Origin of the sequence: Neisseria weaveri (assembly GCF_900638685.1) — a bacterium.
Taxonomy (GTDB): Bacteria; Pseudomonadota; Gammaproteobacteria; order Burkholderiales; family Neisseriaceae; genus Neisseria; species Neisseria weaveri.
Genome location: NZ_LR134533.1, coordinates 484,142 through 508,436 on the forward strand (window position 1 = coordinate 484,142; position 24,295 = coordinate 508,436).

The 24,295-nt window shown below is 54.5% G+C and carries 36 protein-coding genes; 1 reads left to right on the plus strand and 35 read right to left on the minus strand.

The annotated features are described in order from the left end of the window. Window positions 1–5 precede the first annotated feature (5 nt). From EL309_RS10765 to EL309_RS02405, 11 genes are all read right to left on the minus strand, one after another. A complete protein-coding gene (locus EL309_RS10765; RefSeq protein ID WP_004283004.1) occupies window positions 6–1,565 on the minus strand; it encodes a phage tail protein in 1,560 nt (519 codons plus the stop codon). Further along, the gene (locus tag EL309_RS02360; RefSeq protein WP_004283003.1) at window positions 1,565–2,143 is read right to left on the minus strand and encodes a phage tail protein; all 579 of its coding nucleotides are present in this window, start codon (window positions 2,141–2,143) and stop codon (window positions 1,565–1,567) included. Before EL309_RS02360 ends, EL309_RS10765 begins: the two co-directional genes overlap by 1 nt. Next, on the minus strand, window positions 2,136–3,278 hold the full coding sequence (locus tag EL309_RS02365) for a baseplate assembly protein (protein WP_004283002.1): 1,143 nt from the start codon (window positions 3,276–3,278) through the stop codon (window positions 2,136–2,138). Before EL309_RS02365 ends, EL309_RS02360 begins: the two co-directional genes overlap by 8 nt. Further along, entirely contained in the window at window positions 3,269–3,646 is a 378-nt protein-coding gene (locus EL309_RS02370; protein ID WP_004283001.1) for a GPW/gp25 family protein, read from the minus strand. Before EL309_RS02370 ends, EL309_RS02365 begins: the two co-directional genes overlap by 10 nt. Window positions 3,647–3,736: 90 nt before the next feature. Beyond that, window positions 3,737–4,033 (minus strand): hypothetical protein, encoded by a 297-nt coding sequence (locus tag EL309_RS02375; protein WP_004283000.1) that lies wholly within the window; start codon window positions 4,031–4,033, stop codon window positions 3,737–3,739. Window positions 4,034–4,048: 15 nt separating this feature from the next. Further along, window positions 4,049–4,309 carry a hypothetical protein gene (locus EL309_RS02380; RefSeq protein WP_004282999.1) on the minus strand — a complete coding sequence of 87 codons (261 nt, stop codon included), beginning with the start codon at window positions 4,307–4,309 and terminating at the stop codon, window positions 4,049–4,051. A 70-nt stretch (window positions 4,310–4,379) separates the two neighbouring features. Then, window positions 4,380–4,982, minus strand: a complete 603-nt coding sequence (locus EL309_RS02385; RefSeq protein ID WP_004282998.1) for a phage baseplate assembly protein V — start codon at window positions 4,980–4,982, stop codon at window positions 4,380–4,382. Beyond that, complete coding sequence (locus EL309_RS02390; RefSeq protein WP_004282997.1) at window positions 4,963–6,054, minus strand: phage late control D family protein; 1,092 nt, start codon at window positions 6,052–6,054, stop codon at window positions 4,963–4,965. Before EL309_RS02390 ends, EL309_RS02385 begins: the two co-directional genes overlap by 20 nt. Before the next feature lies 1 nt (window position 6,055). Continuing rightward, entirely contained in the window at window positions 6,056–6,274 is a 219-nt protein-coding gene (locus tag EL309_RS02395) for a tail protein X (protein WP_004282996.1), read from the minus strand. Beyond that, complete coding sequence (locus EL309_RS02400; protein ID WP_004282995.1) at window positions 6,271–7,167, minus strand: phage tail protein; 897 nt, start codon at window positions 7,165–7,167, stop codon at window positions 6,271–6,273. Before EL309_RS02400 ends, EL309_RS02395 begins: the two co-directional genes overlap by 4 nt. Beyond that, the gene (locus EL309_RS02405) at window positions 7,167–9,833 is read right to left on the minus strand and encodes a phage tail tape measure protein (RefSeq protein WP_004282994.1); all 2,667 of its coding nucleotides are present in this window, start codon (window positions 9,831–9,833) and stop codon (window positions 7,167–7,169) included. Before EL309_RS02405 ends, EL309_RS02400 begins: the two co-directional genes overlap by 1 nt. 36 nt (window positions 9,834–9,869) lie before the next feature. Between EL309_RS02405 and EL309_RS02410 the strand changes: the two genes are divergently transcribed. Next, entirely contained in the window at window positions 9,870–10,085 is a 216-nt protein-coding gene (locus tag EL309_RS02410; RefSeq protein ID WP_004282993.1) for a hypothetical protein, read from the plus strand. Between the two features lie 3 nt (window positions 10,086–10,088). Here the strand turns inward: EL309_RS02410 and EL309_RS10700 are convergent, their stop codons facing one another. The 24 genes from EL309_RS10700 to EL309_RS02525 all read right to left on the minus strand — a co-directional run bounded on the left by EL309_RS10700 (window position 10,089) and on the right by EL309_RS02525 (window position 24,226). After that, on the minus strand, window positions 10,089–10,226 hold the full coding sequence (locus EL309_RS10700) for a GpE family phage tail protein (RefSeq protein WP_004282992.1): 138 nt from the start codon (window positions 10,224–10,226) through the stop codon (window positions 10,089–10,091). A 22-nt stretch (window positions 10,227–10,248) separates the two neighbouring features. Beyond that, window positions 10,249–10,554 carry a phage tail assembly protein gene (locus tag EL309_RS02420; RefSeq protein ID WP_004282991.1) on the minus strand — a complete coding sequence of 102 codons (306 nt, stop codon included), beginning with the start codon at window positions 10,552–10,554 and terminating at the stop codon, window positions 10,249–10,251. A gap of 140 nt (window positions 10,555–10,694) precedes the next feature. Next, window positions 10,695–11,213 carry a phage major tail tube protein gene (locus tag EL309_RS02425; RefSeq protein ID WP_004282989.1) on the minus strand — a complete coding sequence of 173 codons (519 nt, stop codon included), beginning with the start codon at window positions 11,211–11,213 and terminating at the stop codon, window positions 10,695–10,697. A 10-nt stretch (window positions 11,214–11,223) separates the two neighbouring features. Further along, window positions 11,224–12,621, minus strand: a complete 1,398-nt coding sequence (locus EL309_RS02430; RefSeq protein WP_004282988.1) for a phage tail sheath family protein — start codon at window positions 12,619–12,621, stop codon at window positions 11,224–11,226. Between the two features lie 4 nt (window positions 12,622–12,625). After that, window positions 12,626–13,126 carry a Gp37 family protein gene (locus EL309_RS02435; RefSeq protein ID WP_004282987.1) on the minus strand — a complete coding sequence of 167 codons (501 nt, stop codon included), beginning with the start codon at window positions 13,124–13,126 and terminating at the stop codon, window positions 12,626–12,628. After that, window positions 13,126–13,575: a gp436 family protein gene (locus EL309_RS02440; RefSeq protein WP_004282986.1), complete on the minus strand. Its 450-nt coding sequence runs from the start codon at window positions 13,573–13,575 to the stop codon at window positions 13,126–13,128. Before EL309_RS02440 ends, EL309_RS02435 begins: the two co-directional genes overlap by 1 nt. Further along, window positions 13,575–13,874 (minus strand): hypothetical protein, encoded by a 300-nt coding sequence (locus EL309_RS02445; protein WP_004282985.1) that lies wholly within the window; start codon window positions 13,872–13,874, stop codon window positions 13,575–13,577. The genes EL309_RS02440 and EL309_RS02445 overlap by 1 nt, the downstream gene beginning before the upstream one ends. 2 nt (window positions 13,875–13,876) lie before the next feature. Further along, a complete protein-coding gene (locus EL309_RS02450; protein WP_004282984.1) occupies window positions 13,877–14,212 on the minus strand; it encodes a DUF2190 family protein in 336 nt (111 codons plus the stop codon). Further along, a complete protein-coding gene (locus EL309_RS02455) occupies window positions 14,205–14,480 on the minus strand; it encodes a Gp49 family protein (protein WP_004282983.1) in 276 nt (91 codons plus the stop codon). Before EL309_RS02455 ends, EL309_RS02450 begins: the two co-directional genes overlap by 8 nt. An 83-nt stretch (window positions 14,481–14,563) precedes the next feature. Further along, window positions 14,564–15,502: a hypothetical protein gene (locus EL309_RS02460; protein WP_004282982.1), complete on the minus strand. Its 939-nt coding sequence runs from the start codon at window positions 15,500–15,502 to the stop codon at window positions 14,564–14,566. Between the two features lie 22 nt (window positions 15,503–15,524). Further along, a complete protein-coding gene (locus tag EL309_RS02465) occupies window positions 15,525–16,637 on the minus strand; it encodes a hypothetical protein (RefSeq protein ID WP_004282981.1) in 1,113 nt (370 codons plus the stop codon). Window positions 16,638–16,867: 230 nt separating this feature from the next. Continuing rightward, window positions 16,868–17,215, minus strand: a complete 348-nt coding sequence (locus tag EL309_RS02470) for a Mor transcription activator family protein (protein ID WP_004282979.1) — start codon at window positions 17,213–17,215, stop codon at window positions 16,868–16,870. Then, window positions 17,215–17,685 carry a gp16 family protein gene (locus tag EL309_RS02475; protein WP_004282978.1) on the minus strand — a complete coding sequence of 157 codons (471 nt, stop codon included), beginning with the start codon at window positions 17,683–17,685 and terminating at the stop codon, window positions 17,215–17,217. Before EL309_RS02475 ends, EL309_RS02470 begins: the two co-directional genes overlap by 1 nt. Window positions 17,686–17,758: 73 nt before the next feature. After that, a complete protein-coding gene (locus EL309_RS02480; protein ID WP_004282977.1) occupies window positions 17,759–18,031 on the minus strand; it encodes an HU family DNA-binding protein in 273 nt (90 codons plus the stop codon). 61 nt (window positions 18,032–18,092) lie between these two features. Next, window positions 18,093–18,263 carry a hypothetical protein gene (locus EL309_RS10645; protein ID WP_004282976.1) on the minus strand — a complete coding sequence of 57 codons (171 nt, stop codon included), beginning with the start codon at window positions 18,261–18,263 and terminating at the stop codon, window positions 18,093–18,095. Between the two features lie 2 nt (window positions 18,264–18,265). Further along, window positions 18,266–18,874: a DUF3164 family protein gene (locus tag EL309_RS02485; protein WP_004282975.1), complete on the minus strand. Its 609-nt coding sequence runs from the start codon at window positions 18,872–18,874 to the stop codon at window positions 18,266–18,268. Continuing rightward, complete coding sequence (locus EL309_RS02490; protein WP_004282974.1) at window positions 18,864–19,319, minus strand: hypothetical protein; 456 nt, start codon at window positions 19,317–19,319, stop codon at window positions 18,864–18,866. The genes EL309_RS02485 and EL309_RS02490 overlap by 11 nt, the downstream gene beginning before the upstream one ends. Then, on the minus strand, window positions 19,303–19,797 hold the full coding sequence (locus EL309_RS02495) for a hypothetical protein (protein ID WP_040669594.1): 495 nt from the start codon (window positions 19,795–19,797) through the stop codon (window positions 19,303–19,305). Before EL309_RS02495 ends, EL309_RS02490 begins: the two co-directional genes overlap by 17 nt. A 1-nt stretch (window position 19,798) precedes the next feature. Then, entirely contained in the window at window positions 19,799–20,014 is a 216-nt protein-coding gene (locus EL309_RS02500; protein ID WP_040669593.1) for a hypothetical protein, read from the minus strand. Beyond that, window positions 20,002–20,187 (minus strand): hypothetical protein, encoded by a 186-nt coding sequence (locus EL309_RS02505; protein ID WP_004282971.1) that lies wholly within the window; start codon window positions 20,185–20,187, stop codon window positions 20,002–20,004. The genes EL309_RS02500 and EL309_RS02505 overlap by 13 nt, the downstream gene beginning before the upstream one ends. After that, window positions 20,184–20,435 carry a hypothetical protein gene (locus EL309_RS02510; protein WP_004282970.1) on the minus strand — a complete coding sequence of 84 codons (252 nt, stop codon included), beginning with the start codon at window positions 20,433–20,435 and terminating at the stop codon, window positions 20,184–20,186. Before EL309_RS02510 ends, EL309_RS02505 begins: the two co-directional genes overlap by 4 nt. Before the next feature lies 1 nt (window position 20,436). Continuing rightward, window positions 20,437–21,576, minus strand: a complete 1,140-nt coding sequence (locus EL309_RS02515) for an ExeA family protein (protein ID WP_040669609.1) — start codon at window positions 21,574–21,576, stop codon at window positions 20,437–20,439. Then, entirely contained in the window at window positions 21,576–23,354 is a 1,779-nt protein-coding gene (locus EL309_RS02520) for a DDE-type integrase/transposase/recombinase (RefSeq protein WP_004282968.1), read from the minus strand. The genes EL309_RS02515 and EL309_RS02520 overlap by 1 nt, the downstream gene beginning before the upstream one ends. A 2-nt stretch (window positions 23,355–23,356) precedes the next feature. After that, a complete protein-coding gene (locus tag EL309_RS02525) occupies window positions 23,357–24,226 on the minus strand; it encodes a DUF3102 domain-containing protein (RefSeq protein ID WP_004282967.1) in 870 nt (289 codons plus the stop codon). Between the last annotated feature and the right edge of the window lie 69 nt (window positions 24,227–24,295).

Below are 24,295 nucleotides of genomic sequence, written 5' to 3' on the forward strand. Positions count from 1 at the left end.
CGGCCTTAAATCTTGATGCAGGCCAGTAATGCGATATTGCGGGGGCGGGCAACGCCGCTAAAGTGGCCGTTGCTGTCGGGGTTGGCCGCTTGCAATCCTGATTGCCTGCCGCCCGACCAAACCAAGCGCGCATTGGAGTAATCCGACATATCAACGGTATCCATACCCAATGATCCTGCCGTTTGGGCGTAATTACTCTTGATGCCCGCGATGGCTACGCCTATTGTTGCCGCGCCATCTTGGCTGTCGGCGCCGACAACCGTACCGATCTGACGGCTGCCCAACGCACGGCCACTATCAATCCCGCGCCCGTCGTCCAAGCCGCGGACAAACTCGCCGCGCAAGTCGGGCAGATTAAAGGTAGTGCGCCCGTCGCCTGCGCCGTAGGTTGTGCCGATGGCGGCAAACAGGGCGGCATAGGTAGTGCGGGATACGGCTGCGCCGTTGGCTTTGAGCCAGCCCGGCGGCGGGTTGGCTCCGGCAAAGTAAGCCACCATGCCCGACGGCGTGGCGTTGGCAATTTTGTCGTTAACCGCGCCTGTTGCAGCATTGATTTTGGTTGTCACCCAATCTTGATATGCAACCATGTGGTTATTGTTGCCCAACTCGGGGAAATGTATATACCGAACTTGCCCGCTTTCTTGTTCATATTTGATGTTGAACTTTAAGGTTGCGCCGTCGGCAAGGTTGGATTGTGGATTAGCTTCGAGAAACCAATGCCCGCCACTCTGCACGGGCATACGCATCTTGCTCCAATGTTCGGCGCGGCCTGCCGTCAAAAGTCCGGCGAAAGTTTTAACACCGTTGACGGTTTGATTGCCTGTAAGCATCACGCCGTTTTCTTCGGTCAGGATTTCTTTATATCCTCGGTAGTTACCTGTCCCGTCCCAAGCGGTTGTGTAGATGCCCCAGCTCGTCCCGTAGGCAAACCCGATACCGCGCGAGTGTGCACCATGGGCATAGCCGGGATGACCGATATGTATCTCCATGCTGGGTAGAATATTACCGTTCAAGCTACCCCCGTTTGTACGGACAAATCCGCTTTTACCGGGATTAAACTCGCCCAATGTACGCATAAAGTCTTGTGTGGTATTTGGTATTTTTTCTTCGGCTAATTTTTTTCCCATTGCGGCCGACAATGCACTATCGGCATCGTCCGTAGTCAGGTTATTAATCAACTTAGCCACACCCGCCACGGTCGGCGATGCGGCGGCAAGCTGATGGGTATGGGTGTCGCTACCTGCCCAGTTGGTCGTGTTGCCGCTGCATGTGCCCGGCGTGCCGAGTGCAAATTGGACATTGCCGCCCAACGTGCCGCCACCCGTTAAACCGGCTCCGGCGGTTAGGTTTGTGGTTTTGCGGGCAAACATATTCTCGCCGTCGGTTTTGTTTTTGCCGATGCTGGCTACGGCTTTGGCAATTTCGGTTTTCAGCCATAGCGTGCGGTTGGCCAACTGACGGGTAGGCTTATTGTCGATACCGTTTGGGCCGCCCTGTACCGGGTCTGAGGTTTCCCACTGGTAGATTCCAGCTTCCCAAGTAGCGGTTTCGTTTAGGTTTGCCATTATGCGGTTCCTCGATTAAATCTGCCGTCGCGTAAAGCGCGGCCGTTGTGTCTCAATGCGCTGGCTTGGTAATCCAACGCAGCCAATATGCAGCGGGCGGGCGCAAATGCTCTTAGGGTATGGCGCAGTAGTGCTGCCTGATCATTGGTAATGACGTTATTCATGATGATGCGGTAGTGCGCCCAACGGTCGCTGTGGCCGTGGCTGTAAGTGCCGTCGCGGGTAATCTCGCCGTTGTGGTGTTTGTTACCCATGCCTTCGATAATCTGCACTTCGCCGAACCCGAGCCGCCGCACGATTTCGCGGACTGCCCACGGCGTGCCTTTGTAGCGGTGCAGCTCGTAGGCACCTTTAATCAGGCGGCGGCGCATTTGGTCGCTTTCGGCCAGCCAATAGCCGTCCGCGCCTAATATGCTGCGGCTCTCGGCGAGCAGCTCGAGATGTTCGGGAGCAACCAGCTCGACCAAACGCGGCATAAGTTTCACGGTATCGATACCGTTGAAGCGCAAACCCAAATCGGCCAGCATTTTGTAATGCTGATCCCTCTCAATGATGTCGGCGTAGGTTAATTTAGCCATCGGCGTACTCCGCGGCAGCGGTAATGCTTACCGATGTACAGCGTGACCACTGATTGGCCTTAACCACGCGCAGCGGCAGATTCTTCAGCACTACGTTGTAAACACCGGGCACTTTCAAGGCCGTCTGAATATCCAAAGGCACAATGTCCAGCCCGAGTTTTTCGCGGCGGGCGGACTCGTAGGCCGACCATGCCGCTTTGGCGGCCGCTACCGCTTCATCCGCGTGCACACCGTTAAACAGCACCAGTTCGGCATCCAGCGCATAATCCACGGCCGTGGGAGCGGCAACCGTAACGGTGTCGCACAACGGGCGTACACGCTCGTCCGACAAGGCGCGGGTCACTTCGTTAATCAGTTCGGACGACGGCTGGCCGCCGGTAGTCAGTACGGTTACCTCGACTTGGCCTCCAATCGGCTCTCCGGCAGGGGTGCGCTTATGGTCGACATGCACATCGCAAATCGTCGGATTCACACGGCGGGCGAAGTATTCATACGCGCCCACCGGCCCGGCTACCGAAAAGCTCTCCGGCGCCAGCAAAATACGCACGCGGTAGGCATCGTCCGATTCCACGTCCGCCCCGCCCGCAGGCACGGTGGTGTTGGCGGCTTTAACCTCAATGCCTGCCACCGGCTGATTGGCCAAGCGGCTAATCTGCCCAGCAGACCAGCCGTTGCCGACCGCTCCGTTCTGCGTGCAGACGGCCTGCAAATCAAGCGTGCTACGGTTGGCCGATAAAGTGCCTGATTCGGTGGTTTCAAATGACACATCATCTACCGAGACGAGCGTACCGACGGGGATAAAGACCGTCTGAATGCCGCTTAGGGCGGCAGTAAAACGGATGGTGCAGCGCGCGGCCGATGCCTGCAGGCGCGGCGTGTTGACATCATCGCCGCACAAATCCAGCATCAATCCCGTAGCAAAACGGGGATGCTGCTGGCGGTAGGCTTCGTTTACGGCCTTACGCACCAGCATTTCGCGGTAGGCATAGGTGTTAATCAGCAGCCGCTCGATATGGGCGGGCTGCAACACTTTGCCGCTGCGTGATTCGTAGTCGGCAATGGTTTCGGCCAACACTTTGGCCAAATCGTCATCAACCGCTTTAACGTCTTCGCGCCTGAGTTTGCTCAAATCCATGATGCCCGCTCCAAGTTGACCGATGTGGCGTAAATCTCGCCCGATACGTCATCCGTTACCCGCCAAAATACCGTCATCGTCAGATGCGGGGCATGGCCGCCGAAGTCGATTTTTTCAACCACCGCGCGTTTTTCCCACGTGTTGATAGCGAGCATGACTTCGCGCACGGCGTTGGGGATAAACACGTCTTCAGGGGTATCTAGATAATCAAAATGATTGCTGCCGAAATCAGGGCGGGTAACATCCGACCCTTTGCGGGTCGCCAAAATGTTGTGGATACACAGGTCGATATCGTCCGCACCCTGCGCCAAGCCGTTGCCCTCGCGGGCAAGCTGCCAATGCTTGGATATCGGTGTGGCGTATTGCATGAAAAAATCCCTGTATCGCTTGATAAATAGATACAGGGATTTTGGCTGAAGGCCGTCTGAAACGCTTTTAAACGGGTTTAAAAATAACCATTAACTGAATTTCTTTTGTAATGCTTGTAGTGCTGAATTTAAACAATCTTCCGCAGAAAGTGTGGAAGTATCCCCGAGTTCAGGAACGGTATGTAAATCCAGTACATATTGTGCTTCATCTGCGAGTATGTCTTGGGTAAAAGATGGTTTTACTTTGTATGTTTCCAATCTGAACAAACGTGCGTAAAACTTTCCGTTACCGTTTTTCAAAATTTCAAGCTTAAAATTCAATTCATCATCTAGCAGAGCAATCGGATTTAAAACAATCGTTTTCACTACTTCTGAATATTGCAGCATTCTTAATCTCCCAATTTAAGCAGGTTTACATTGACAATGTCTGGCATAAGTTCCAGCCGGTGCTTTTTGTGTCGCATCTTTTTTTGCAGCCGCACAAGCAGCATCCGCTGTTTTACCTGTTCCCGTGCCGGTAACACGAGCAGGCGGATTGGGGGCTTTTTTCGGATCAATAACCTGAATATTGCATTGGGCTGTGTAAGTCAACGTTTTGGCAAAAACAGGTGCTGTCAGAAATAAACCCAATAAAACCAAAAACGCGCCTTTTACTTTTTTCATACCAATTCTCCTTCTTGTTTATTACAGAGTTAATTTGGACATTGCTGGAATAAAAAAAATTCCCCATTTATTAATTAGGAGTACCGGTCGCACCACCTGAGTCGCCGGTATGGGTGTGGCCGGTCAGGCTGATGCCGTTAGCTGTCACGTCGCTATCCGAACTGATTACGCCGGTTGCCTGAACGGCACCGTCAATTACGGCGGCTGCGCCTGCACCACCCGAGCCGGACATACCACCCTGATAGGTCAGCAACCCCATTACGGTGGTATTGCCGGTAATAATGGTATCGGGGGCGGCGATGGTTACCGTACCTTGCGTCTGAACGTCGATATTGCCCGTTTTACGGTCATGCTTGATCACCGTGCCGTTTTTAAAACGGCGCATCCACACATCTTTACTGGCCGCGGGCGGTTTGTCGGCCGTATTGTAAGTCGCACCCAGCACCACGCCGTTTTCGCCACGGGCATCGAGCAGGCAGACTACTTGCTCTCCCTCATCCGGCAGGCTGTAAAACCGATTGCCGCCCGCCGCGGGCGTAATCATCGGCAGCCAGTCGGTTTCCATATTCTCTAACGAGGGCAGCCGCACACGCAGATTGTGGGCGGCTTCGTCAACGGCCGAGACGATGCCGAATTGCAGCGTGGCAGTAAAATCATGATTGGGCAGCATCATCGGTTTCTTTCTCTTCCGGGATATATTCCAGCATTTTGATGTCGAGGTCGGTGGTGTAGCCGCTGCGGCGGTCGTATCGGTGCCGTGCCTGCTTAACCAGATAACGGCCGCTGAATTTGCCGTGGTTTTCCAGCAATATCACTTGCCCGGCCACTAACTTTGCATGGCCGAACACGGTCACGTTCCCTGCGCATTGCTCGTCTTGGGCGGCAGCCAATGCGGCATCTGCCCGGGCGTTAACCTGAGCTTGGCTTTCGCCTTTATTGGCAATGATTTTGAGGGTATCGCCGGATGTGGTGTGTTTGGCCTTTTTGCGGCGCGGTTTGGCCTTGCGTGTCGTGGTGCGGTTGGTTTTGGTTTTGGGGTCATACCCCGATACCACCGCTTTATCAGGCACGCCCTTAATCAGGTCGCGCAGGCGGATATCAATAATGTCTGCCGGATTCAAAGCCGCCACCGGCTCACGTTCGGCCAGTTTCTTGTTACTCATAAATACCAGCGTATCGCCGACGATCTTAAAGGTGTGGCCGTACTGTTTGGCCAAGCGCGTCAGAAACTCGATATCACGCTCTTGATATTGGGTAACGCGCTCGATATCAATGGCTTCCACATCGCCGGTTACCTTCAATTTCAGACGGCCTGCCACGATGCGCACGATTTTGGCCAGCGTGGTTTTTTCATACGGCTTGGCCTGCAAAGTGCGGTTAGCCTTGGTAATGCCGGTGGCCAACGCTTTCAGCGATACCGTACTCGGCGGGTGGTTGTATTCGATTTCGGCGATTTGAAAGCTCCCCAAAGCCACCAAGCCGGTGAATTGGTCGCCCAAGCTCAGCGACAGGCTGTCTCCCTGCTCGGGATACCAAGCACGCAGCCAGCGGCCGTCGGTATCTTCAAACGTTACTTCCAGCTCGTCCGATTGCTCGCCCAAGTAATCGGTATAGGTAATCGACAACAGGTAAGGCTCGATATCGCCGGTGATGTCTTTTTGCTCGTATTTGAGCGTGAAATCCGGCTTGGTAACGGGGTGGGTACGGCTGCTGCCGTCTTTTTGAAAAAGCGTTGCAAAATACATGTTATCGCATCCAAGGCGGCATATCCGCCTGACTGTTTTTCGGTTTAGTGGCCAGCACCGGCACAAACACGGTCAAACCGCTTTTAAATTCTTCTGTTAAAGGCAGATGCGGATTGGCCGCAATCAGCCCGTCAACCATCAGCGCATTGCCGTAGTGCTTATGGGCAATCAAGTCCCAACGGTCGCCGTCTATCGTGGTATAGCGCAATACGGCACTCATTTATCCCTCCTTACGGCCAGCCAGCCGGTTAAGGTTTCGACCGCGGCCGCGCCGTCCTGTAAAGAGGCCGACGCACTGTCAACGGCATTCACGGCTGCATCCAACCAGCCGCCGATCGAGCCGTTTTCCGTTCCCGACCGCAGACTGCCGACGGCACTACCGAGCTGATGCGCCGCCTGACCGGCTTGGGCGGCAAACGCCGCCGCACCCTGCAAATCGCCCAACACCGCAGTCACATCGGGCAGAGCCGACAATTTATCCAATGTGCCGCTGCCGATTTGCAGGGCATCGCCCACCAAACCGAGCACACCGGCGGGGTCGTTTTTGATGTCTTTGGCCGCATAAACCAAACGCTGCATTTGTTCGATGCCGTCTTCGGCCGCACGGTAAATCTGTACGCCTTTTTCCACCGCCTGCATGATGTCGGATGCCTGCGCCTGTACCGACTCGGGCAACAAGGCCAACAGCGGGTTTTTACCGCCGCTCATCACGCCCGGTGTCGGCAGCGGGTTATTGGGGTCGCCCACAAACTCGGCCAGCTCCACGTCCAATTCACGCGCGGCCGTGCGGCCTTGTGCGTCCTGTATCAGCGTGCGCTCGGCCAACCGCTCGATCACAAACCAGCCGACAAAGCGGCCGCTGCCGTACACCAATGCCTGAGCCTGTTGGCTCTCTTTGGCGGCCAGCAAGCCTTTGTAGGCCGTATCGGGATTCCCCAGTTTCCAATGCAGCTTCAACGAAAACCGCATAGTGGTCAGGTCATTGCCCATTGCCTGCAGTCTCGGACGGCCCTGCAATACATCATGCTTGGCAAACTTGGCCGCGTGGGTGGATTCAAGGTTGCTGAAACTTTGCAGCAGCTCGAAGCGCACATCACCTAATTGTGCATACATCAGTAAGCCCTCCGTTCGCGGTCGGCTATCATGCGGTTAAACAGTGCCTCAAATTCGCGCAAGCCCATTTGCAAGGCCGCCTGAATTTGGGTGGGGTCGCCGCCCGGGGCATGGATGGTCGGGTTGAAATTCACGGTAATGCCGCCGGCTCCCGCAGCCGCCTGCGCCTGTTGTTCGCGCGCCGAGGCAAAATCTGCGACGCTGCTTGAAATGCGTGCGGCCAAATCGGCACGCAGACTGCCCACACGGCTGCCGAAACGCTCTTTCAGACGGCCTGCCCACGCGCCGACGGCCTGTACGGGACGTGCCGCCGTGCGCTTGATGCCCAATGCCAAACCTTCTGTCATAAAGCCGCCGTAGCCTGCAAACACACGGCTGGGCGAATGGATGCCCATACCTTTGCGGTCAGAGGTAAATGCCGACTTAACCGCCGATACCACACCTTGCACAGCAGCCACCGCACGGCCGATGCCCGCCTTGATGCCGTTGACCAAGCCGTCAATCATCATGCTGCCGTAACCCATGAAAGTCGCGCCCAAGCCCGACAACCAAGTCCACACCGCTTGGAAAGCCGTCATAAAGGCGGTTACCGGCGAGAAGGTCAGGATCAGGTTTAAGAGCGCGGCAATGCCGGTTGAGAAAAAGACCTTGATACTTTCCCACGCGGTCGATACCGTGGTTTTGATGCTCTCCCACACCGCCGACAGCAGCGTTGTGATGTTGAGCCAAACCACCGAAAACCATGTGGTCAGACCGCTCCATGCCGTCTGAAATGCAGTCGTAACCGATGTCCACAGACTGCCGAAGAAGTTGCCCAAATCCTGCCACAGTGCCTTGGCTCCGCCGACCACGCCTTCCCAGTTGGTGTAAAGCAGATAAGCGGCTGCGGCCAGCAAACCGAGTGCAAGGAAAATGGGGTTGGCCATCAGAGCCATACCGAGCTTGAGGAAGCCTGATGCCAGCATGGGCAGGAAGCGGATGATTCCGCCTGCAAACGAACGCATGGCCATCATGCCGAGTTTGGCCATACCGATAAAACCACCGACCAAACCGTGAGTAAACGCCTTGGCCAACGGCAGAGCGGCACGCAGACCGCCCAGTGCGGTTTTAATCAGGCTGACGCTGCGAAAGACTACACCCGTGCCGGATTGAAATTTCAACACGCCCAGCAGCCATGAGGCAGACACCTTTGCAAACATCGCCGGAATAAACGACCAGCCCGTCATTAAGACATTGGCGGCAAACAATGTGCCGAGTGCCGTAACCTTAAATAAAGCCAGCCCTGCGACAAAGCCCAAGATTGATTTGGTTACGGCAGGATTGGCAGCTGCCCAGTCTGCAATACCATGAATGACGGGCTTGACGGCATCCAGCAGGCTGTTGACGGCCGGCAGCAGGGTTGCTCCGACGGTAATCGCCAGTTCGACTATACTGTTTTTAAACAGCTCCCAGTTTTTGGCAGTTGTTTCGGACTGAGCCTTAAACTCCTTTTCCATGCTGCCTTCAAACAAAGGTTTGCCGTCTTTCCCGGATTGCTTTAAACCATCAATGGACTTTTTATAGGTATCCAAACCACCAACCAGCGCGGCCACATCGTCGGCGTATTCCAAGCCAAACAAATCCACCAGCGCACCCATCTGGTTTTCTTTCGGCAGCTTTTTAATCTGCTTCAAGAAATCCATCAGAGCCTGTTCACCGTTCTCCTTAATGGCTTTTTTCAGGGTTTTGCTGTCGGTGCCGATGGCTTTTAAGGCATCTTGGAATTTTTTTCCCTGTTTGTCCGCCGTCCCCAGTTTGGTCAGCATACCGTTGACGGCAGTGCCGGCTACTTCGGGCGTTTTGCCCAAGCTGATAAAAGCATTGGCAAGTGAGGCCGTCTGAAGTTCGGTCAGACCGAACTGTTTGGCCACGCCGCCGACCCGCCCGAGCGTATTGACAATGTCCGAAGCCTTAGCCGGACTGTTGTTGGATAAATGGTTGACGGCATCGCCGAGTTTGCCGATTTGGGCTATCGGGATGTTGTAGACGTTGGCCAGCTTCGCCATGCTGTCGCCCGCCTGTTCGGCGGTCATATCAAAAGCCACCGACATCTTGGCGACGGTTTCGGTAAAACCGACAATGTCCTTGCGTGCCACACCGAGCTGGCCGCCTGAAGCAGCAATGCCAGCCAAATCTTTAGCCGCCATCGGAATGCTGCGTGTCAACGCCAGAATGTCCTTGTTCATCTGCTGAAACTGCTGCGGACTGTCAAACTCAACCGTCTTCTTCACTCCTGCCATTGCCGACTCAAAGTCCATCGCCAGTTTGACAGGGATAACGGCAGTGGTTGCGATCGAAGCGGTGGAAGCTACCTGTCCCAACAACTCCTGCCTTTGGCCGGCAAGATTCTGCCGCCTGAGTTGGATTGCCCCCAATTGTGTCGATTTGTTGCGCAGTTTATCAATGGTAATGCCCAATTGAGCATATTCGCGTTTCAATTCCCCGACGCGTTCTTTCGACATTCTCAGCGGGTCGGACAAAAGATTGCCGAGCATACGCTGGCGTGCAGAAAACCTTTGCGTTTCCGCCTGAAGTGCAACCATCGATTTTCGCACCGACCCCAAACCGGCAATCGCAGCCCCTGCGCTGAAACCGACTTTGACACCGATTGCCAAATCTGCAGACATGGTTTATTATCCTTTCATCATTCAAAGGGGTGGAACATGAACAAATATTGGAACTTTGCCTTAAATGCAGACCGCGCAGAAACGATGGTTAAATTCCTGATTGTTTCCGGATTTGTCATTGGTTGTCTGGTGGAAAATTGGGCAACCGGCATTGTGTACGGCCTGATTGCCCCGTTCCTTTTGATTCCTGTCGGTGCCGCTGCTTTACTGCTTGGTGCAATTACCGAATTACTTCCAAAAAAGACCGGTTAAAAATCACATTCCCTTTCGATAGCCCGCCTTAATCTGGCGGGTTGCTTCGTTTAACCAGTCTTCAAATTCATCCAGCGGCAGCACATACACATCCTGCACGCTCCAACCGAACCACCAAGCCACGTCTGCCGCTGCATTCAAGAGTCGAGCGTCGGCTTCCTGCCTACTCAGCGGAGGCTGATTCGGATTTACCTTCTTGCGAGCGGCGAAACCAGTCTTGCACCTGTTTGTAATCGGCCAAATCAAGCTCGTCCAAGTCTTCAGGCACCAAGCCTGAAATACGTGCCATAATCGCCAACTCTTGCTCGGCATCGGTCGCAAGACCGGCAACAGCACGGATATCGCCCACTTTCGGGCGTCGCAGGGTCAGTTTCTCCAACATTTCGCCGGTAGCCAAACGCACCGGATATTTCAGTTTGATTTCCTTGCTGACACCCAATTGCTCCTGCATCTGTTTTGCCTCATTCATTTTTGCAATCCTTTTTCAAAAAAAACGGCCTGTGGGCACGGCCAAAAAAGAAACCCACCTTTAACTTGTCGAAAGGTGGGTCTAGTTTAAAAGTAAGCCGCTTAGATGGAATCTAAACGGCTTTAGCATTTTCAGACGGCCTATGCGCCGATGTTTTTACGCATCTGAGTCAGCACGTCTTCGCCGTTCACGCGGTAGATGTTTTTCAACGCGTTGTAGTACAACACTTCGCGCCCGTCAACCACTTGGCGGATTTCCGTAGCCTGATAAGTGGTGCTGTGTTCGGATTTTTCCTTGTGTTTGAAGTTGCCCAAACCCATTTTGCTCATGGTCGCCGTAATCGTGGTGACCACCGACACCTCCTTAACCAAACCTCGTGCATCGTGAATCTGCTGGTTGGCACGAATCATCAGCTGGGCGGCGCGGAAGGGGTGGTAGGCTTTGGCCGCCACGTCGGGATACAGGCTATTCCAAGTGATTTCGCCCTCCATCGCTTCGGCACCCGACGGCAGTTTGACCGTACCCCATAATCCCAAGCCCTTAAATTCGTCTTGGGTAATCTCGAAATCAGGCAGTTTGACTTCCGAAGCCTTGCCCAAGTGGTTGTTGCCGTCGATATAGACGTTGGCGTTGTAAATCGCGCGGATGTAATTGCTCATTTATGACTCCTTATTTGCTGCCGGATGTGAGGTTGACCAGATACTTGCGGGTCATTCCCGATGTGTGGGTGATGCGCTCAGCAGGCAGTTTGGGGGTGAAATCGTATTTAATCGGCACTTGGCCTTTGCTGAAGGCATCAACCAAATCGTAGTCATAATCCAAGCCCACTTCGAAGCCGACAATGCTTTGTAGCGTACCCAAGTAAGTGCGTACGGTCTCCACCAAGCTGTCAATCAATGCGTCATCAATCGGGCGGTCGACATATTGCAGCGATGCGCGGCGGATGCTTTCGTCGATGATGTCGCCGGTGCGTTGTGCCACTTCAAAGTTTTTGATATGGCTTACCGTCGGGAAGCAGGCCAAACGGTTACCCCATGCGCGGTAGCCTGTGCCGTAGCTGTTGAATACGGTGGTAATGCCTTTCTCGTTCAGGCGGTTGGTTTCGCTCTGCGGGTCGTCCGCACGCGCGGTCAAGCCCACTTCGGTATCGGTTACGCCCAGCAAATCCTTGTTGGAAATGCTCCACCAGTAGCCTTTTTCCACATCGGTCTTCATACGCAGGCCGGCCGCGTGCGTGGCCAAACTCTCGATGCCCAGAATGCCGACAACGTGCGGGAAGAACAGCTGCACGCGGTCGGAAGACGTTTTGAAGTTGATGCTGCCGTTGGGGCCGCGGCCTTCCATCGCCTTGCTCAACGACGTGCCTTTGGGTGCATCGATATAGGCAATGGCCTTGAGCTTCTCGGCCAGCACCGTCAGCGCGGCGGCGCAGGTGGCGGTTTTGTCGTAGCTGGGGGCAATCAGGATTTTGGCATCGGCACCGAAACGGTTGAAGCCTTCCGTCAACAGCTCCATACCGGTGCGCTTGCCGGTAGAGGCTACATACGCGCCGATAATGTCTGCCTCGGATACTTTGGTCGGGTCGGTGTAGGTATAAGTGATTTTGGGAGCGGTGGGCTTGCTTTTATACACAATCTCACCCGTGAGCGTATCGATGGTGTAATGCGTACCTTCAGTTAACGGGCTGCTGCCGTCAACCAAAGCATAGCCTGCCTGCAAAGCGGGCTTGGCCGTGCGGGCGGTCAGTGTGTCCGGGTCAACCGTCAGCACTTCGTTGCTAACGGTGGTTTTGTGCTTGGCCGGGTCGCACACATTGACCACATAAGCCACGCCGCTGCCGTAGCGCGTCCAGATATGGGCGGCATCAGGCAGGGTAAAACCCGCGCCGGTCAATTCGCCGCCCAACGCTGTAAAGTCTTTTTTGGTTTGGCACACGGTCAGCTCGTTGACCGCGCCGACGGGGGCGGTGCCGATGATGGCCGTAATCGCACCGTCAACGGTATAAACGGGTACGGAGCCGCCATCGATTTTGATGGTCTCCGTGCCGTGATGGAAGGCTGCTGCCATAGGTTTACTCCTTTTTGGGTTTTAAATCGGGTTCGGTAGGGTCGCCGTTTTGTCGGTAACGGGCGGCAACAAACAACGGCTGTTTCTCTTCGCGGCATTGCTGCACTTGGTGGGTTTCGGTTTGCACTAAAAGCTGATACTGCCAAGCACCGCCGTCCTCGCTTAAAAACTGCTCGCTAATCAGGTGGCAGGGCAAACAGGCGGGCGGTTGATAGCCCACCACGGCCAAGCGCAGGCGGTCGAGCAAATCCAATGCGGCACCGTCGTTATGCAGGCCGCGCCCGAATACGGTCAGGTGCAGGGTCATCACACGTTGTTGCGAGATGGCACCCAGCTGCTCGATGCTGCCGAATTTACTTCCCTGATAGCCCACCAACACCGCGCCTCTTGGGTGGATAAAACGGTAGGTAGCCGGATTGTCGGGAAACAGGCGCACTTCGGCATCGGGGAGCTGCTCTTGCAGCCATTCTGTAACTGCCTGCAGAATCGGCACGGTAGCGGCCATCAGTAGCCCTCCGTATTCAGCTTCTTACCCGCCCGCACGCGGTATGCGCCGCGCTCGGGTTGCAGTTGGCCGGCAGGTTCTTCCATATTCCGGATACCGAGATGGATTTTGCCGTCGCGGATGGCCGCCAGCATTTTGAGGGCGTTGTCGTAGGCGGCTTGCACTGCCTTCGGGAAGTCCGCCCCGTTGACGCGCCGCTGGTGCAGCCAAAACCGCGCAATATCTGTAGCCAGCTGGGGCAAGATGCCCGGCACCGGCTCCAACGGCAGTGTGTAGCGGCCGCTGATATGGCCGTCTATCAGTTCGGCCGCATAGACGATGGCACGGTCAACCACAGCCCAGTCCGGCTGTTCCGCGCTGCCGTAATGGCTTATTTGGTCATTGCTCAACTGCACCAGCTCGGTCATGCTGACTGCGGCCGCCAAGTCATCGCGGGTAATGTAGCGCATTACGCTTCTTTCGCTTTGCGGCCTCGGCCGGATTTGGTGTCGCCTTCCTGCTGAACAGCAGGCGGGTTTTCCTGTTTTTCGGCAGGCGGCGGTGGCGGGTCTTCCTGCAGCGGCGTGCCGTCAGGTTGGTAACCGGCCGCCGCCAAATCTTCGTCTGAAATTTCGCCGGGGATCACATGGGCGGCAACATCCTGATACTGCTCCGGTGTCAGTTGCACCACTTCGTTTACCTCCACGCGGAAGTCCTCGCCTGCTTCATCCTGCAAAATCAGCGGGGTTTTTGCGACATATACTTTCATGATTAACCTTTCAGCAAGATACGGATAACATCACCGGCACCGGATGCCGCCGTTAAAGCCGTACCGGCATTATTTTGAGTGCCGGTTACGGCACAGCCTTGGGCATCGGCCGATACTTTCGCACCTACGGTTACCGCGCCGCCTGCTTCAACCAGCGCAATGCCGATTACATCGACGGCCAGCAAATCGTTCTCGTCGGCATCACGGACTGCAACACCTAAAACAGCCTCATTGGCCTTGGCCTGTTTGCCTGCAAAAGTCACAAAACGGTTTTCCACCACTTTGCCGGTGGTGCGCATGGTGGTGGTCAATGCCACCTGTTTGGTTTGTTTAGCCATTTTGGGTCTCCTTTTCTGCCGCGAAGGCGTTTTCTTTAACACGGTAGGCTTCCAGCTCCCACAGCTTACGCATGGCATCTTGGTGAGCCAATTCGATACCGGCCTGCTCATCAAATACATCGGGATTGATACACGATGCTTGGCCGATAACCACAAAACCCGATGGCAGCGTCAGCGAGCAAACAATGGTCGTTGTCTCGCCAATACGGTGGTATTCCGCTACCGCACCTTTTGCTTCAAGGTCTTCAAATTTCACTTGTAAAGTCATTGTTCTCTCCAAAGGCCGTCTGAAACTACTCGCCGCTGCATGGCAGACCGGTGTACTCCTTCATTTCAGACGGCCTCATATAGTTAAGCAATCGGTTTTTGGAACAAATAACCGCACGCACCGCCGACTACCGCAGCTTTGCGGATATCGGTATAGCGCACATACTCGACCTTGCCGCCCACACCGTCGAAGCGGTCGACAATCGGCATACCGCGGCGGCGGAAGGTGTAGGCAAACGCCGTTTCGCCCTCGTCGTTACCTTCGCCCACAATGGTCGGGCGCACAATCAAACTGGCAAAATTGCCCCATACATCTTGTGTTGCCTTTTTACCGTCTGCCGAATACACCGCTTCGCCGACAATGATGTCTTCCACATCCAGCAGGTTTTTCAGCATCTCGATATTGAGCAAAGTTTTGTCGTGGCCGCTGCCCAAACTGTCGCGCAGACTTTTGTTCATACGCAGCTTGCTCAACACGGCCGGGCCTACCACCAACACGTTCGGGCGGATACCGCAGGCGGCACGCACGGTTTCTTTTGCTTCTTCCAACGCTTTCTGTACGTCTGAAGAAGCATGGCTCCACTGTTTTTCAGCCGTGGACGATAAGTCGACGGTATGGCCGGATTGATATGCAGATTTATCCTGAATCAAGCGGGCGATTTCCAATTCCTGCTTCAGCTGGATACCTGCGGTAACACGACGGGTAGCCTTGGCTTTTTCATCGTGGCGGCTTTCGTGCTGTTCGCGGTAATCCACACCGGCGGCCAAATCATGTTCTTCCAGCACCACCGGCATGGTTTTAGCTTGATCCAGCGTAATCACATTGCTGTCCGCACCTACCGCACGTTCGGTTTCATACTCAATAAACGAGCCTTTACCGTACACCGGCACTTTGATACCTTCCTTCTCGGCGTACACCATCGGTGCGATTTTTTCGCCGACAAAGCCCGCTTGTCGGTAACCGACCGCCAAATGGGTCAGCACCTCGTCTTTTTCGCGCAGGGTGGCTAAATGTTTGCTCATGTTTTTTCCTTTTCGATACGGATTAATCTTGCGCCGTGCGGCTTGCCGCTTCGGCATAGGTGCAGCCGTGCGCCTTTTGGTAAGCCAGCGCACGTTCGTGGTGGCTCATGCCTTCGGCAAATTCAACAGGCTGGCCTTTGGCCATTTCACCTGTAGGCAGCTGCTTGGGCAGCACCGCGCTTAAAAACGCGCGCAAAGCTTCGCTGAGCGGCTTTTTATTGCCGCCTTCGCCGAAATCGACGCTGGTATGCTCCGGGTATTCGGCAAAGTCCAGCACTTGGACAACCAAGTCTTTGTCGGCAGGTTTCAGACGGCCGTCTTTAACCAAGCCTTCGGCAAATTCGGTGTTTTGTTGGTGCGCACCATCGCGCAGGGCCTTGTCCTGCTCGTCTTGCAGCTTTTTCAATTCCGCCTTGGCTTGAGCGGCGTCAGCCTCGGCTTTTTCACGGGCTGCCTTTTCGGCCGCCAGTTGTTCTTCGGTCGCCATATCGGTCTCCTTAATCGATTCATGGGTTTCGGGGTTGGGTTGGGGTTGAGGGTCGGCAAATGCCGGCGATAATGATTCGGGCGGATTGCCCCATGCAGAGGTTTCTTCGATGTCGTGGATTTCCCAATCGGAAACGACCTTGTCGGCGGTGGCGATATCGTACTGCTCGATCAGCCAGTCGCGCAGGCGGCGGAAAATCGATGCCGCGCGGCGGTGGGCAACCTCCGAAAACTCGACATACACATCGTCTTCGGCAAAGTTGATGGCGGATAAGCCTTTTACCGCAGGCGGCTGTGCGCCGAGAAAACCGACATGGCGCAGATACCAAGAGCCGGGCTTCGGGTTGCTCGGGCTGCCGGGCGGATAAAAGCTGGCCGATACTTTTTTGTAGCGGCCTGCCTTTACCAAACCGGCAAAAGCGTCGTCCACTTGGGCAAAATCCGCAGACAGCACGCCGTCTGAAACGGTTAAGCCGCCCACCCATCCGTAGGCGGGGTCGTCGGTTTTAGGGTGACCGACCACTACCGGTGCTTCGTGCAGCTTCGGGTCGTAACACGCCGCCGCCTCGGCAAGGTCGGCAGCCGTAATGGTGACCTTGTTGCCGTTGTTGTCGGTGTGCGTGCCTGCCCTAAAAATCTCGTAAGCCATAAAAAAATCCCTGCATTTGCTGTTGCAGGGATTGTCGCTTGAGGCCGATTTCAAATCTTTTAAACGGGTTTAAAAATCACGATTCCAAAGGCCGTCTGAAAATACCGCCAAAAACGCGTTTTAAGCGCATTTTACCTTTCAGACAGGCAAACCCCCGACCGCATGCCGAAACGGCGTAAAAAAGCGGTCAAAACCGATTTGACCGCTATATTTAATTAGACAGCAGATTATCAACCGCAGCCGCTGAATAAATCCGCTTGGTTTTCTTTGATTTTGGCTTGCCGCACGCGCTCGACGATGCGGTAAATCCATTGCTCCGAAAACCCGTATTCTTTCGCCAGCTCCCGTTGGTTGGTACCGTCGAATTTTTCAAAAATCTCCAGATCACGTTCGTCTATGCCCCACAAGATACCTTGCGGGATATAAATGTTTTGTCCGCCCCATTCGCGGGCCATGCGCTTGGCCACACTGTCGCCCACCGCTTTGGCCGCCGCTTTATCCACTCCGCGCTGCAATACTTCCTCGCTCACTTTTGCCGCCAAGTCCGACAGCAATTCCGGTATTCGTGCATCAGCCATTATTTACCTCCGTTTTCAACCCGTTTTTTCCATTCCTTCAGATGCTCAATCACTTTTGACGCATCATCCACACCCAACCAATTCTGATAATCCACCCCCGTCATACGTTTTACAAACTTGGCCAACGCCAGCTCAGAAGGATTACGCACTGCGCCGAGCTTGTGCAGCTCAAGCCACAATGCCCTGATTTTTTTAATCTGCGCATCCACCGCCACATGTGCATCATGTACCGGTATATCCGGCTTAGCCTGTTTGGCTTGCGCTTTGGTCGTTACTACAAAACCTTGCGCCTTCAATTGCCGCAGCACCCACTCCAATTCATCGACCGACAAAGCCTTGCTGCTGGTCTTGCCGCGCGAGGCATTGGCCAACAAAGTGCGGTATGCCGCGTCATCCATCATCAGTTGGCCTTTGGCCACATGGATAAGCTTAATCAGCCGTGCCTTCTTCTGTGCTTTGGTTTCTTTCATTTTGTTTTCTTTCCGTAACCGTTTACAGAGGCCGTCTGTAAAATTCAGACGGCCTGAATAAAAGGCTTCGGCCTTAGTTGACCGCATCCTTCAGTGCTTTCCCCGGTTTGAATTTAGGGGTCTTGTGTGCTGTGATGGTCAGCGGCTCACCGGTTTTTGGGTTGCGGCCTTGGCGTTCCGGCTTGTCGGCAACGGTAAATGTACCGAAGCCCGGCAGCGTTACATCTTCGCCTTTGGCCAGCGCGGTTTCGATAATCTCCAGCACGCCGTCCAATGCCATCTGCGCCTTGCTCTTCGGCCAAACCCACTTCTCGGCCAATTGTGCTACTAACTCGGATTTATTCATGTTTCACTCCTGTTGGTTGGTTTGCGGCAAACCGTGCCGCGCGGGTTGGTAAACTGTGTTTTTATAAATCCTTACGATGCAAAATTTCACTGATATATTTCCATTGTTTGGGGCTGATACGTTGATTCAACAAAGAACAACGGTATCCGCTGTCGGCACGCAACTCAATGTCAATAGTGGCAGATTTCTCAGTAGATAATTCTGCTTTGTCATCGCTGTTTTTTATATCCATATTCACACCTTCGCAATATCCAAGTTAACCAACTGATAATCGCCTGCATCATCGCGGCGGTACACCCGTACAAACGGCTTGCTGATATGCACTTTCAGGCTGTCCGAGAGTGCGTCCATTGCACGTTTCCACTTGTCGTCGCTGATTTGCAGGCGGCGCAGGCCGAGTACGCGGGTGGTGGAGATGTTGCCCTGACTGTCGACTTGGAATGCCGCATTAATCAGCGTTTTCAATTCGGTGCGGCTGCCTTCCGTCCACTCGTTGATGCACTCGTCAATCAGGGCTTTGGCCGCAATCAAGCCTTCATCGAATACCAGCGTATCCTGCATCGCCAGTTGCACGCGGTATGAGCCGTCGAAGCTGTGCAGGCTGATGTTGCCTTTCTTGCCTCCCACTTTTACATCGTAGCGGTCAGCACTCAACTGTACGAATGCGGCAATATCGTCCATTGCTTCGCGTTTGAAATCCGAGATGTGCTGTTGCACTTCGGCTGCCTTGCCTGCCAACTCCATCACCAGCTCGTCCCGGAGCAGGTCGATTTCGCGGATATTGGCCACCGGCACCAAATTGCCTTTGGCATCTTCGCGGTATTGGGATTTATCAATGTTCATTTTGCTTGCCTTTCTGCCTTGCGGCGTAAATCTGTTTACATTCTTCCACCGTGCGGTGGCGGGGGCCGTGTATCCAATCCCGGTTCATTACCGGAGCATCTTTCAGACGGCCTTTCATTTCTTCCAGCATGGCTTTGCCGTATTCCGTCGGTTTGTGCTTCTTCTCTATTCTCGGCACCATCTTTACTTCAGGCTCGGGCAGGTGCCGCTTTAAATCCGCAGGATTCGGCCATTCCGTCGATGTAGCCGCAATGCTTTGAAACGCCTCCCTGATGCGGGGAGTATCGCGTTGCGGCTGCCATTCCTCCTTGAGCAGCAGGCCGTACCATATTTGAGCTACTGCCTTCAAATCGGACGCGGCCGGACGTCCTTTCAAATTCAAGGCCGAGAGCAGCGCAAAGCCGGCGCCGATTTCCTTTTTCAGCCAATCAACCTCCTTCTCCATTTGCCCACTCCATCAAATCGCCCACGCCTTGTCTGAGCTTGCTTTCGGGCGCGGGGCGTTCCCCGCTTAACGGCACCGCCACCGCCATACCCGCCGTTTTATCAGGTGTCCAAAACGTGATGTTTTCCAATAAAAACCCGTGGCTGGTCAGCGGGGTTTGCAACTTGCCCATATCGCGGGCTTCGAGGCAGCGGCCAAATGCCCAAATCCAAGCCTCGCGGGGCGCGGGGTAGGCTTTCCTGTTGCGGCTGATTTCGCCTGCCCGAATCATCGGAGCAATCTCACCCACCAGTTTGGCCACACGGGCGAAGGTCAAATCTTTTTCAGACGGCCTGAACAAAGTCAGGTACTTCAGGCAGCTTTTCACCAGCTCGTCTGATATGCCGGTAAGCTCCACTAAAGCATTGCGGGCTTCATCATGGGCAACCAGCACATCAAGGCTCATACTTGCCCCGCAGCTGGGGCATTTCACTTTCATTTCAGACGGCCTCCCGATTGGCCAACTGCATATCGCTCACGCTTAACAGCCTCAAGGCCGTCTGAACAAGTGATGTCTCATCTTCTTCAGGATTGCCCGATACCATTGTCAGGATAAATTCATCGCGCACCGTCAAAAGTGTGCACCACAAACTTCCTCTGTAGTCCCGACTCACTTTGGCTTTGATATTGCTGTAATCCCATTCTATGCGGCACATTGTTCTTCCCCTTCTCTGTTTTTAACGGTATAAACCACGGTCTTTTTGATTTTGCCCTTGCGCTCCAGCTTGGTCAGCTCGGCTTTCACTGCTGCTTCGTCAACACGCATCACATCGGCCAAAAACGCGGCGGAGCACGGATACTGCATCAATTCGAGTAATCGTTTTTTCATCTGTATGCCTCCGCATCGCCGCGTATCCAATCGAAGTCTTCCTGCTCGTAGGCTTTAAGCATTTCGCGCACCGCATCGTCTGCTTCGCGTTGTTTCTGCGCCATCAGCGCGGCGGTGTCGTTGCTGCCTTGATATTCCGATGCCGCATAATGCGCGGGCGGGCTGTAAGGCTGTTCGATATGGCTTTGGCAGCTTAAAAGTATCGCGCAAGCAAATCCCCATACTGTTTTTTCAATGATGTCCGCCATCTCACACCCCCTTAACCACATCGGCATCGACAATATCAAAACCCAACTCCGCCGCCTGATTCATAGCCGCAGCCACTAAATTGTTAACCGCCAGCGGATACAGCAGGCTGTGCTGCTCTGCGCCTTTTGCCGTGCGGCTGCGTACCGTCAGGCGTTCGGCAATCGCATCAATGGCACTCTCGTCCATCACTTTGGCGATATCGCCGCCTGCACGCTCAAACTTGTGTTTCAGATAGCCTGCCAGCTTGCCGTCGGTCAGCGGCAGCAGGGTCACCAGCTCGCAGCGTTGCACCACTTCGCGCACATTCGGGTTGTTTTCCGCCAGCTTTTGCGCCAGCTCTGTTTGGCCGATTAATACGATGCCGAGCAGTCGTTCAAAGCCGCTTTTCAACTCAAAAAAGCGTTTCAGGTGTTTAAGCGTCGGCACCGGCATGCCGTGGGCTTCTTCGATTATCAGCACATGCTTGTTGCCTGCGCGTGCACTTTCCTGCAGGGCGCGGTGCACTTGGCGGAAACGCGCCTCGGCGTCGCGGTAGGGCTTCACGCCCGGGGCAACGGCTTCCAAAATCGCGGCGGCGATATGCGCGGCTTTCAGGGTTTTGCCCTTGATGTCGTTGTCTTCCATCGCCAACACATACGGCTCGATCATGATGATCTGTTTGCCTTCGCGGTTGATGCGGTCTTGCAGGTCTTCACGCAGGGTGGATTTGCCCGCGCCGCTCTCGCCGACCACCGCCACAAAGCCGCCGTGGCAGGCCGTCTGAAACATCGCCTCGCGCACATAACGCACATCGGGCGTTAAAAATACGTCGGCAGCTTCGCGGATTTCGTCGTTAAACGGATCGCGCGGTAAGCCGAAATGCTGCTTGGCGGCTTGTGTTAATGTGGCTTTTCGTAATAACATCTCTTTGTCCTCGCTTTCATTAGGGTGGGCAGGTGCGGTTTCCGGGTTTCTCAGGCCAGCAGGAATATCCGCACCATTTGTTTCAAAATACTGTCTTAACTTCTCACGCAGCCGGTCTGCGTCTTTTTTCGGCCATTTGCCGTGTACCACCGCATTCACTAAAGCGGTTTTGCTGCATCCGATTTCAGCGGCAGCGGCGGTATACGATTTGCCGAGCTGTTTAAATTCTTCCTTCATCATGCCCCTTTAACCAATTTCAACTTGCCCGCCGTTTTCAGACGGCCTGCCACTTCATCCAACTGGCTGGCCAACACACCGTCGGGATAATTGGCCTTGATAAACGCCACCGCCTGTTTCCAGTCTCCGCCAGCGGCTTCGATACGCGGTTTCAGCAGCTTGGCCATTTCTACCTTGTTCAACACCTGCTCGGTTACTTCCATGCGGTTGTAATCCATTTGGGTGCCTTGCCGCTCGATGTAGAGCGTATTGCGTGCGGCCAGCGTATCTTCCTGATGCTTGTAGGGGTCGATACGTCCGCCAAAGGGTAAGGCTTTCGCCTTGCGTTTGGCGACGGCTTCTTCCAGCGTGTCTGCTTCCATCGCCAGCTTCTCTTGCGCCTTCTTGGCTTGCTGGGCGGGAGTATCGGCTGCGGGCTTGTATTCCTTACCCATCAGCGCCGCATCCTGACGGAAGCCGTAATCGTCAAACTCTATGGCCGTTACCGCCTGCCATACCTCGTTACCTTCCGCATCCCATGTCGCTACCCGTGCGCCGGTTTCATCCCAAGGGTTTTTGGCAACCAGCACCTTTTGCCCCACAATCACACCCGCTATCTCTTTCACGCTGTAATAGCGGCCGCCGAAGCGTATTTCCAATTCGGGCGACACCTTGGCTTCTTTCGGTGCGCTGATGGCCAACTCTCTGCAATATTCCGCAGGCGGCGGCAGTATCAGCTGCTCGGCCTTGATTTTGTTCCATGCTTGGTAGCGCGTCATACCGTGGCGGCTGTGTTCTTTGGTGCCGTTGTAGTAGCGCATCCAGCGTTCGGCCAAGCCGTTAAGCTCGTCAATGCTTTCCACTTCCACCAGTTTCAAGCTGCTTTCAAACGCCGTTTCTACGATGTCGTTGGCTTTTTCCACTTGCCCTTTGGCTCTCGGATTACCCGGTTTGTTTATCTGCACATGCACATCCAGCGCTTTGCAGAGGTTTTTAAATGCTGCCGAGGTATTCGCGCTGCCCGGGTCGAGCATCACGTTTTTCGGCACGCCCCGGAAAGGGTCTTTGGCTATGTCCTGTTTGGCCTGCATCATGTAGATAAAAAAGTCGCACAGGTTGGCGCTGGTCTCGCCGCCGAAGTAGTAGCGCACGCAGATGGTGCCGCTGGTATGGTCGGTGCCGGTATAACGCCACACTCTATCCAGCTCGATTTTTTTCAGATTACCGGGCTTGTTTTTATAAAACTCTTCATAACCGGCCACTCGCAAGCCCGTATCTTTGCCGTTGCGCGGCAGGTAGTAGAGCACACACAAGCTCGGGTCAATCTCCCACCATTGGTTGGGGTGTTCCGATTTCATCCGCGTTACCGGCTCCGGCTGTAACAGCTGGTCGGGGTGCAGCTTGTATTCCCGCAATGCCCGCACAATGGTGCTGTCTGATAGTTTGCTTACTTCGCCGGTGGCTTCGTCCACCTTCTCGGCGGCAATCTCGCCATTAGCTCTTAACATTTCTACCGCTGCCGATACCGTAGTGAGCCGTTTGCCGTTTTTACGCATCGTTTCCATCACCAAAGTGCTGATGGCCTGCGCTTCTTCATAGGTCAAGGCCGATTTGCCTGCATCGGCGCGGCGTTTGCGGGTCGGCTTCAATACCACCTCACCCAATTTCCGGTGCAACGTTGCCAAGCTGATACCCAACGCTTCGGCCTGCTCTTTCAGATAGGCCGTCTTGCCGCCGCGCCCGCACTTTTCGGCTTCGCGGGCGATTTCACTTAAACGCTCCGTCATTGCCGCATTCATGATTAATCCCCATTGCCTTGCTCAGGATCGTAATCTTTCAACCATTCCGGCACTTCGTCCGTGGGTGCTTCTTCGGGCAGGGCAAACAGCTCGCGCAGCATTTCCGCATCCCGTCTCACCTGATTGATGCTGCCCACCATCTGTGCGCGGTGGTCAAAGCCGTGCGCTTCGCCGTGGGCAACCAGTTGCTCGAATAAATCGCGCAGGCGGCTGATATCCGAGCGCACACCGATTACCGCCGTACTCAATCGCATGGTCAGCTCGCTGGCCACATCCTGCGGCTTCGGCTCTTTAACCTGCTTCTTAGCCAGTTTTTCCGCCAGCTCGTCTACCTTTTTGTTTTTGTCGGCAATCACTTTATCTTTGGCTTCGGCAGTTTCGCGGCTTTCGCGTAAAGCGGCGCGCAGTTCTCGCACTGTCATTCTGTCCACATCGTCAAAGGTATGGCCGTTGATATCGCCGCCTTCAGCAAGCTCAACCAGCGTCACATCGTCTTCCACCAGCAATTCAAGCAGCTTCGACTTGCCTAAATCCATCAACTTAGGTGCTGCTTTCTGCATCTGTGGCGTTGAAAATCGTTTTGTTGCAGACATTAGGCGAGATGTCTCAGCAATACCCAGTCCAAACTGACTCTTTACAATTTCCATAAAACGGCCATGCTCGGTATGCTCTTTCAAAACAATCAAGGCTCTGCCTAACTCGAACATACCTTCCATCGTTTGGCGCACGGCATGGCGGCCGCGTTCAATCCACCGCTCCTCGTTATATGTTTCGCCACCGCCCCATTGCTCCATGACCATAATGCTGTGCATGGCTGCATGGTTTTGTGTTTTTTCCACATCTAAAACTTCAATTTCCTTGTTACTGCTCATTTGTATCTCCCAATCTCTCCCGACGTCGGGAAAGATTTAACCGACCAAAGTTTCCGACGTCGGAAACTT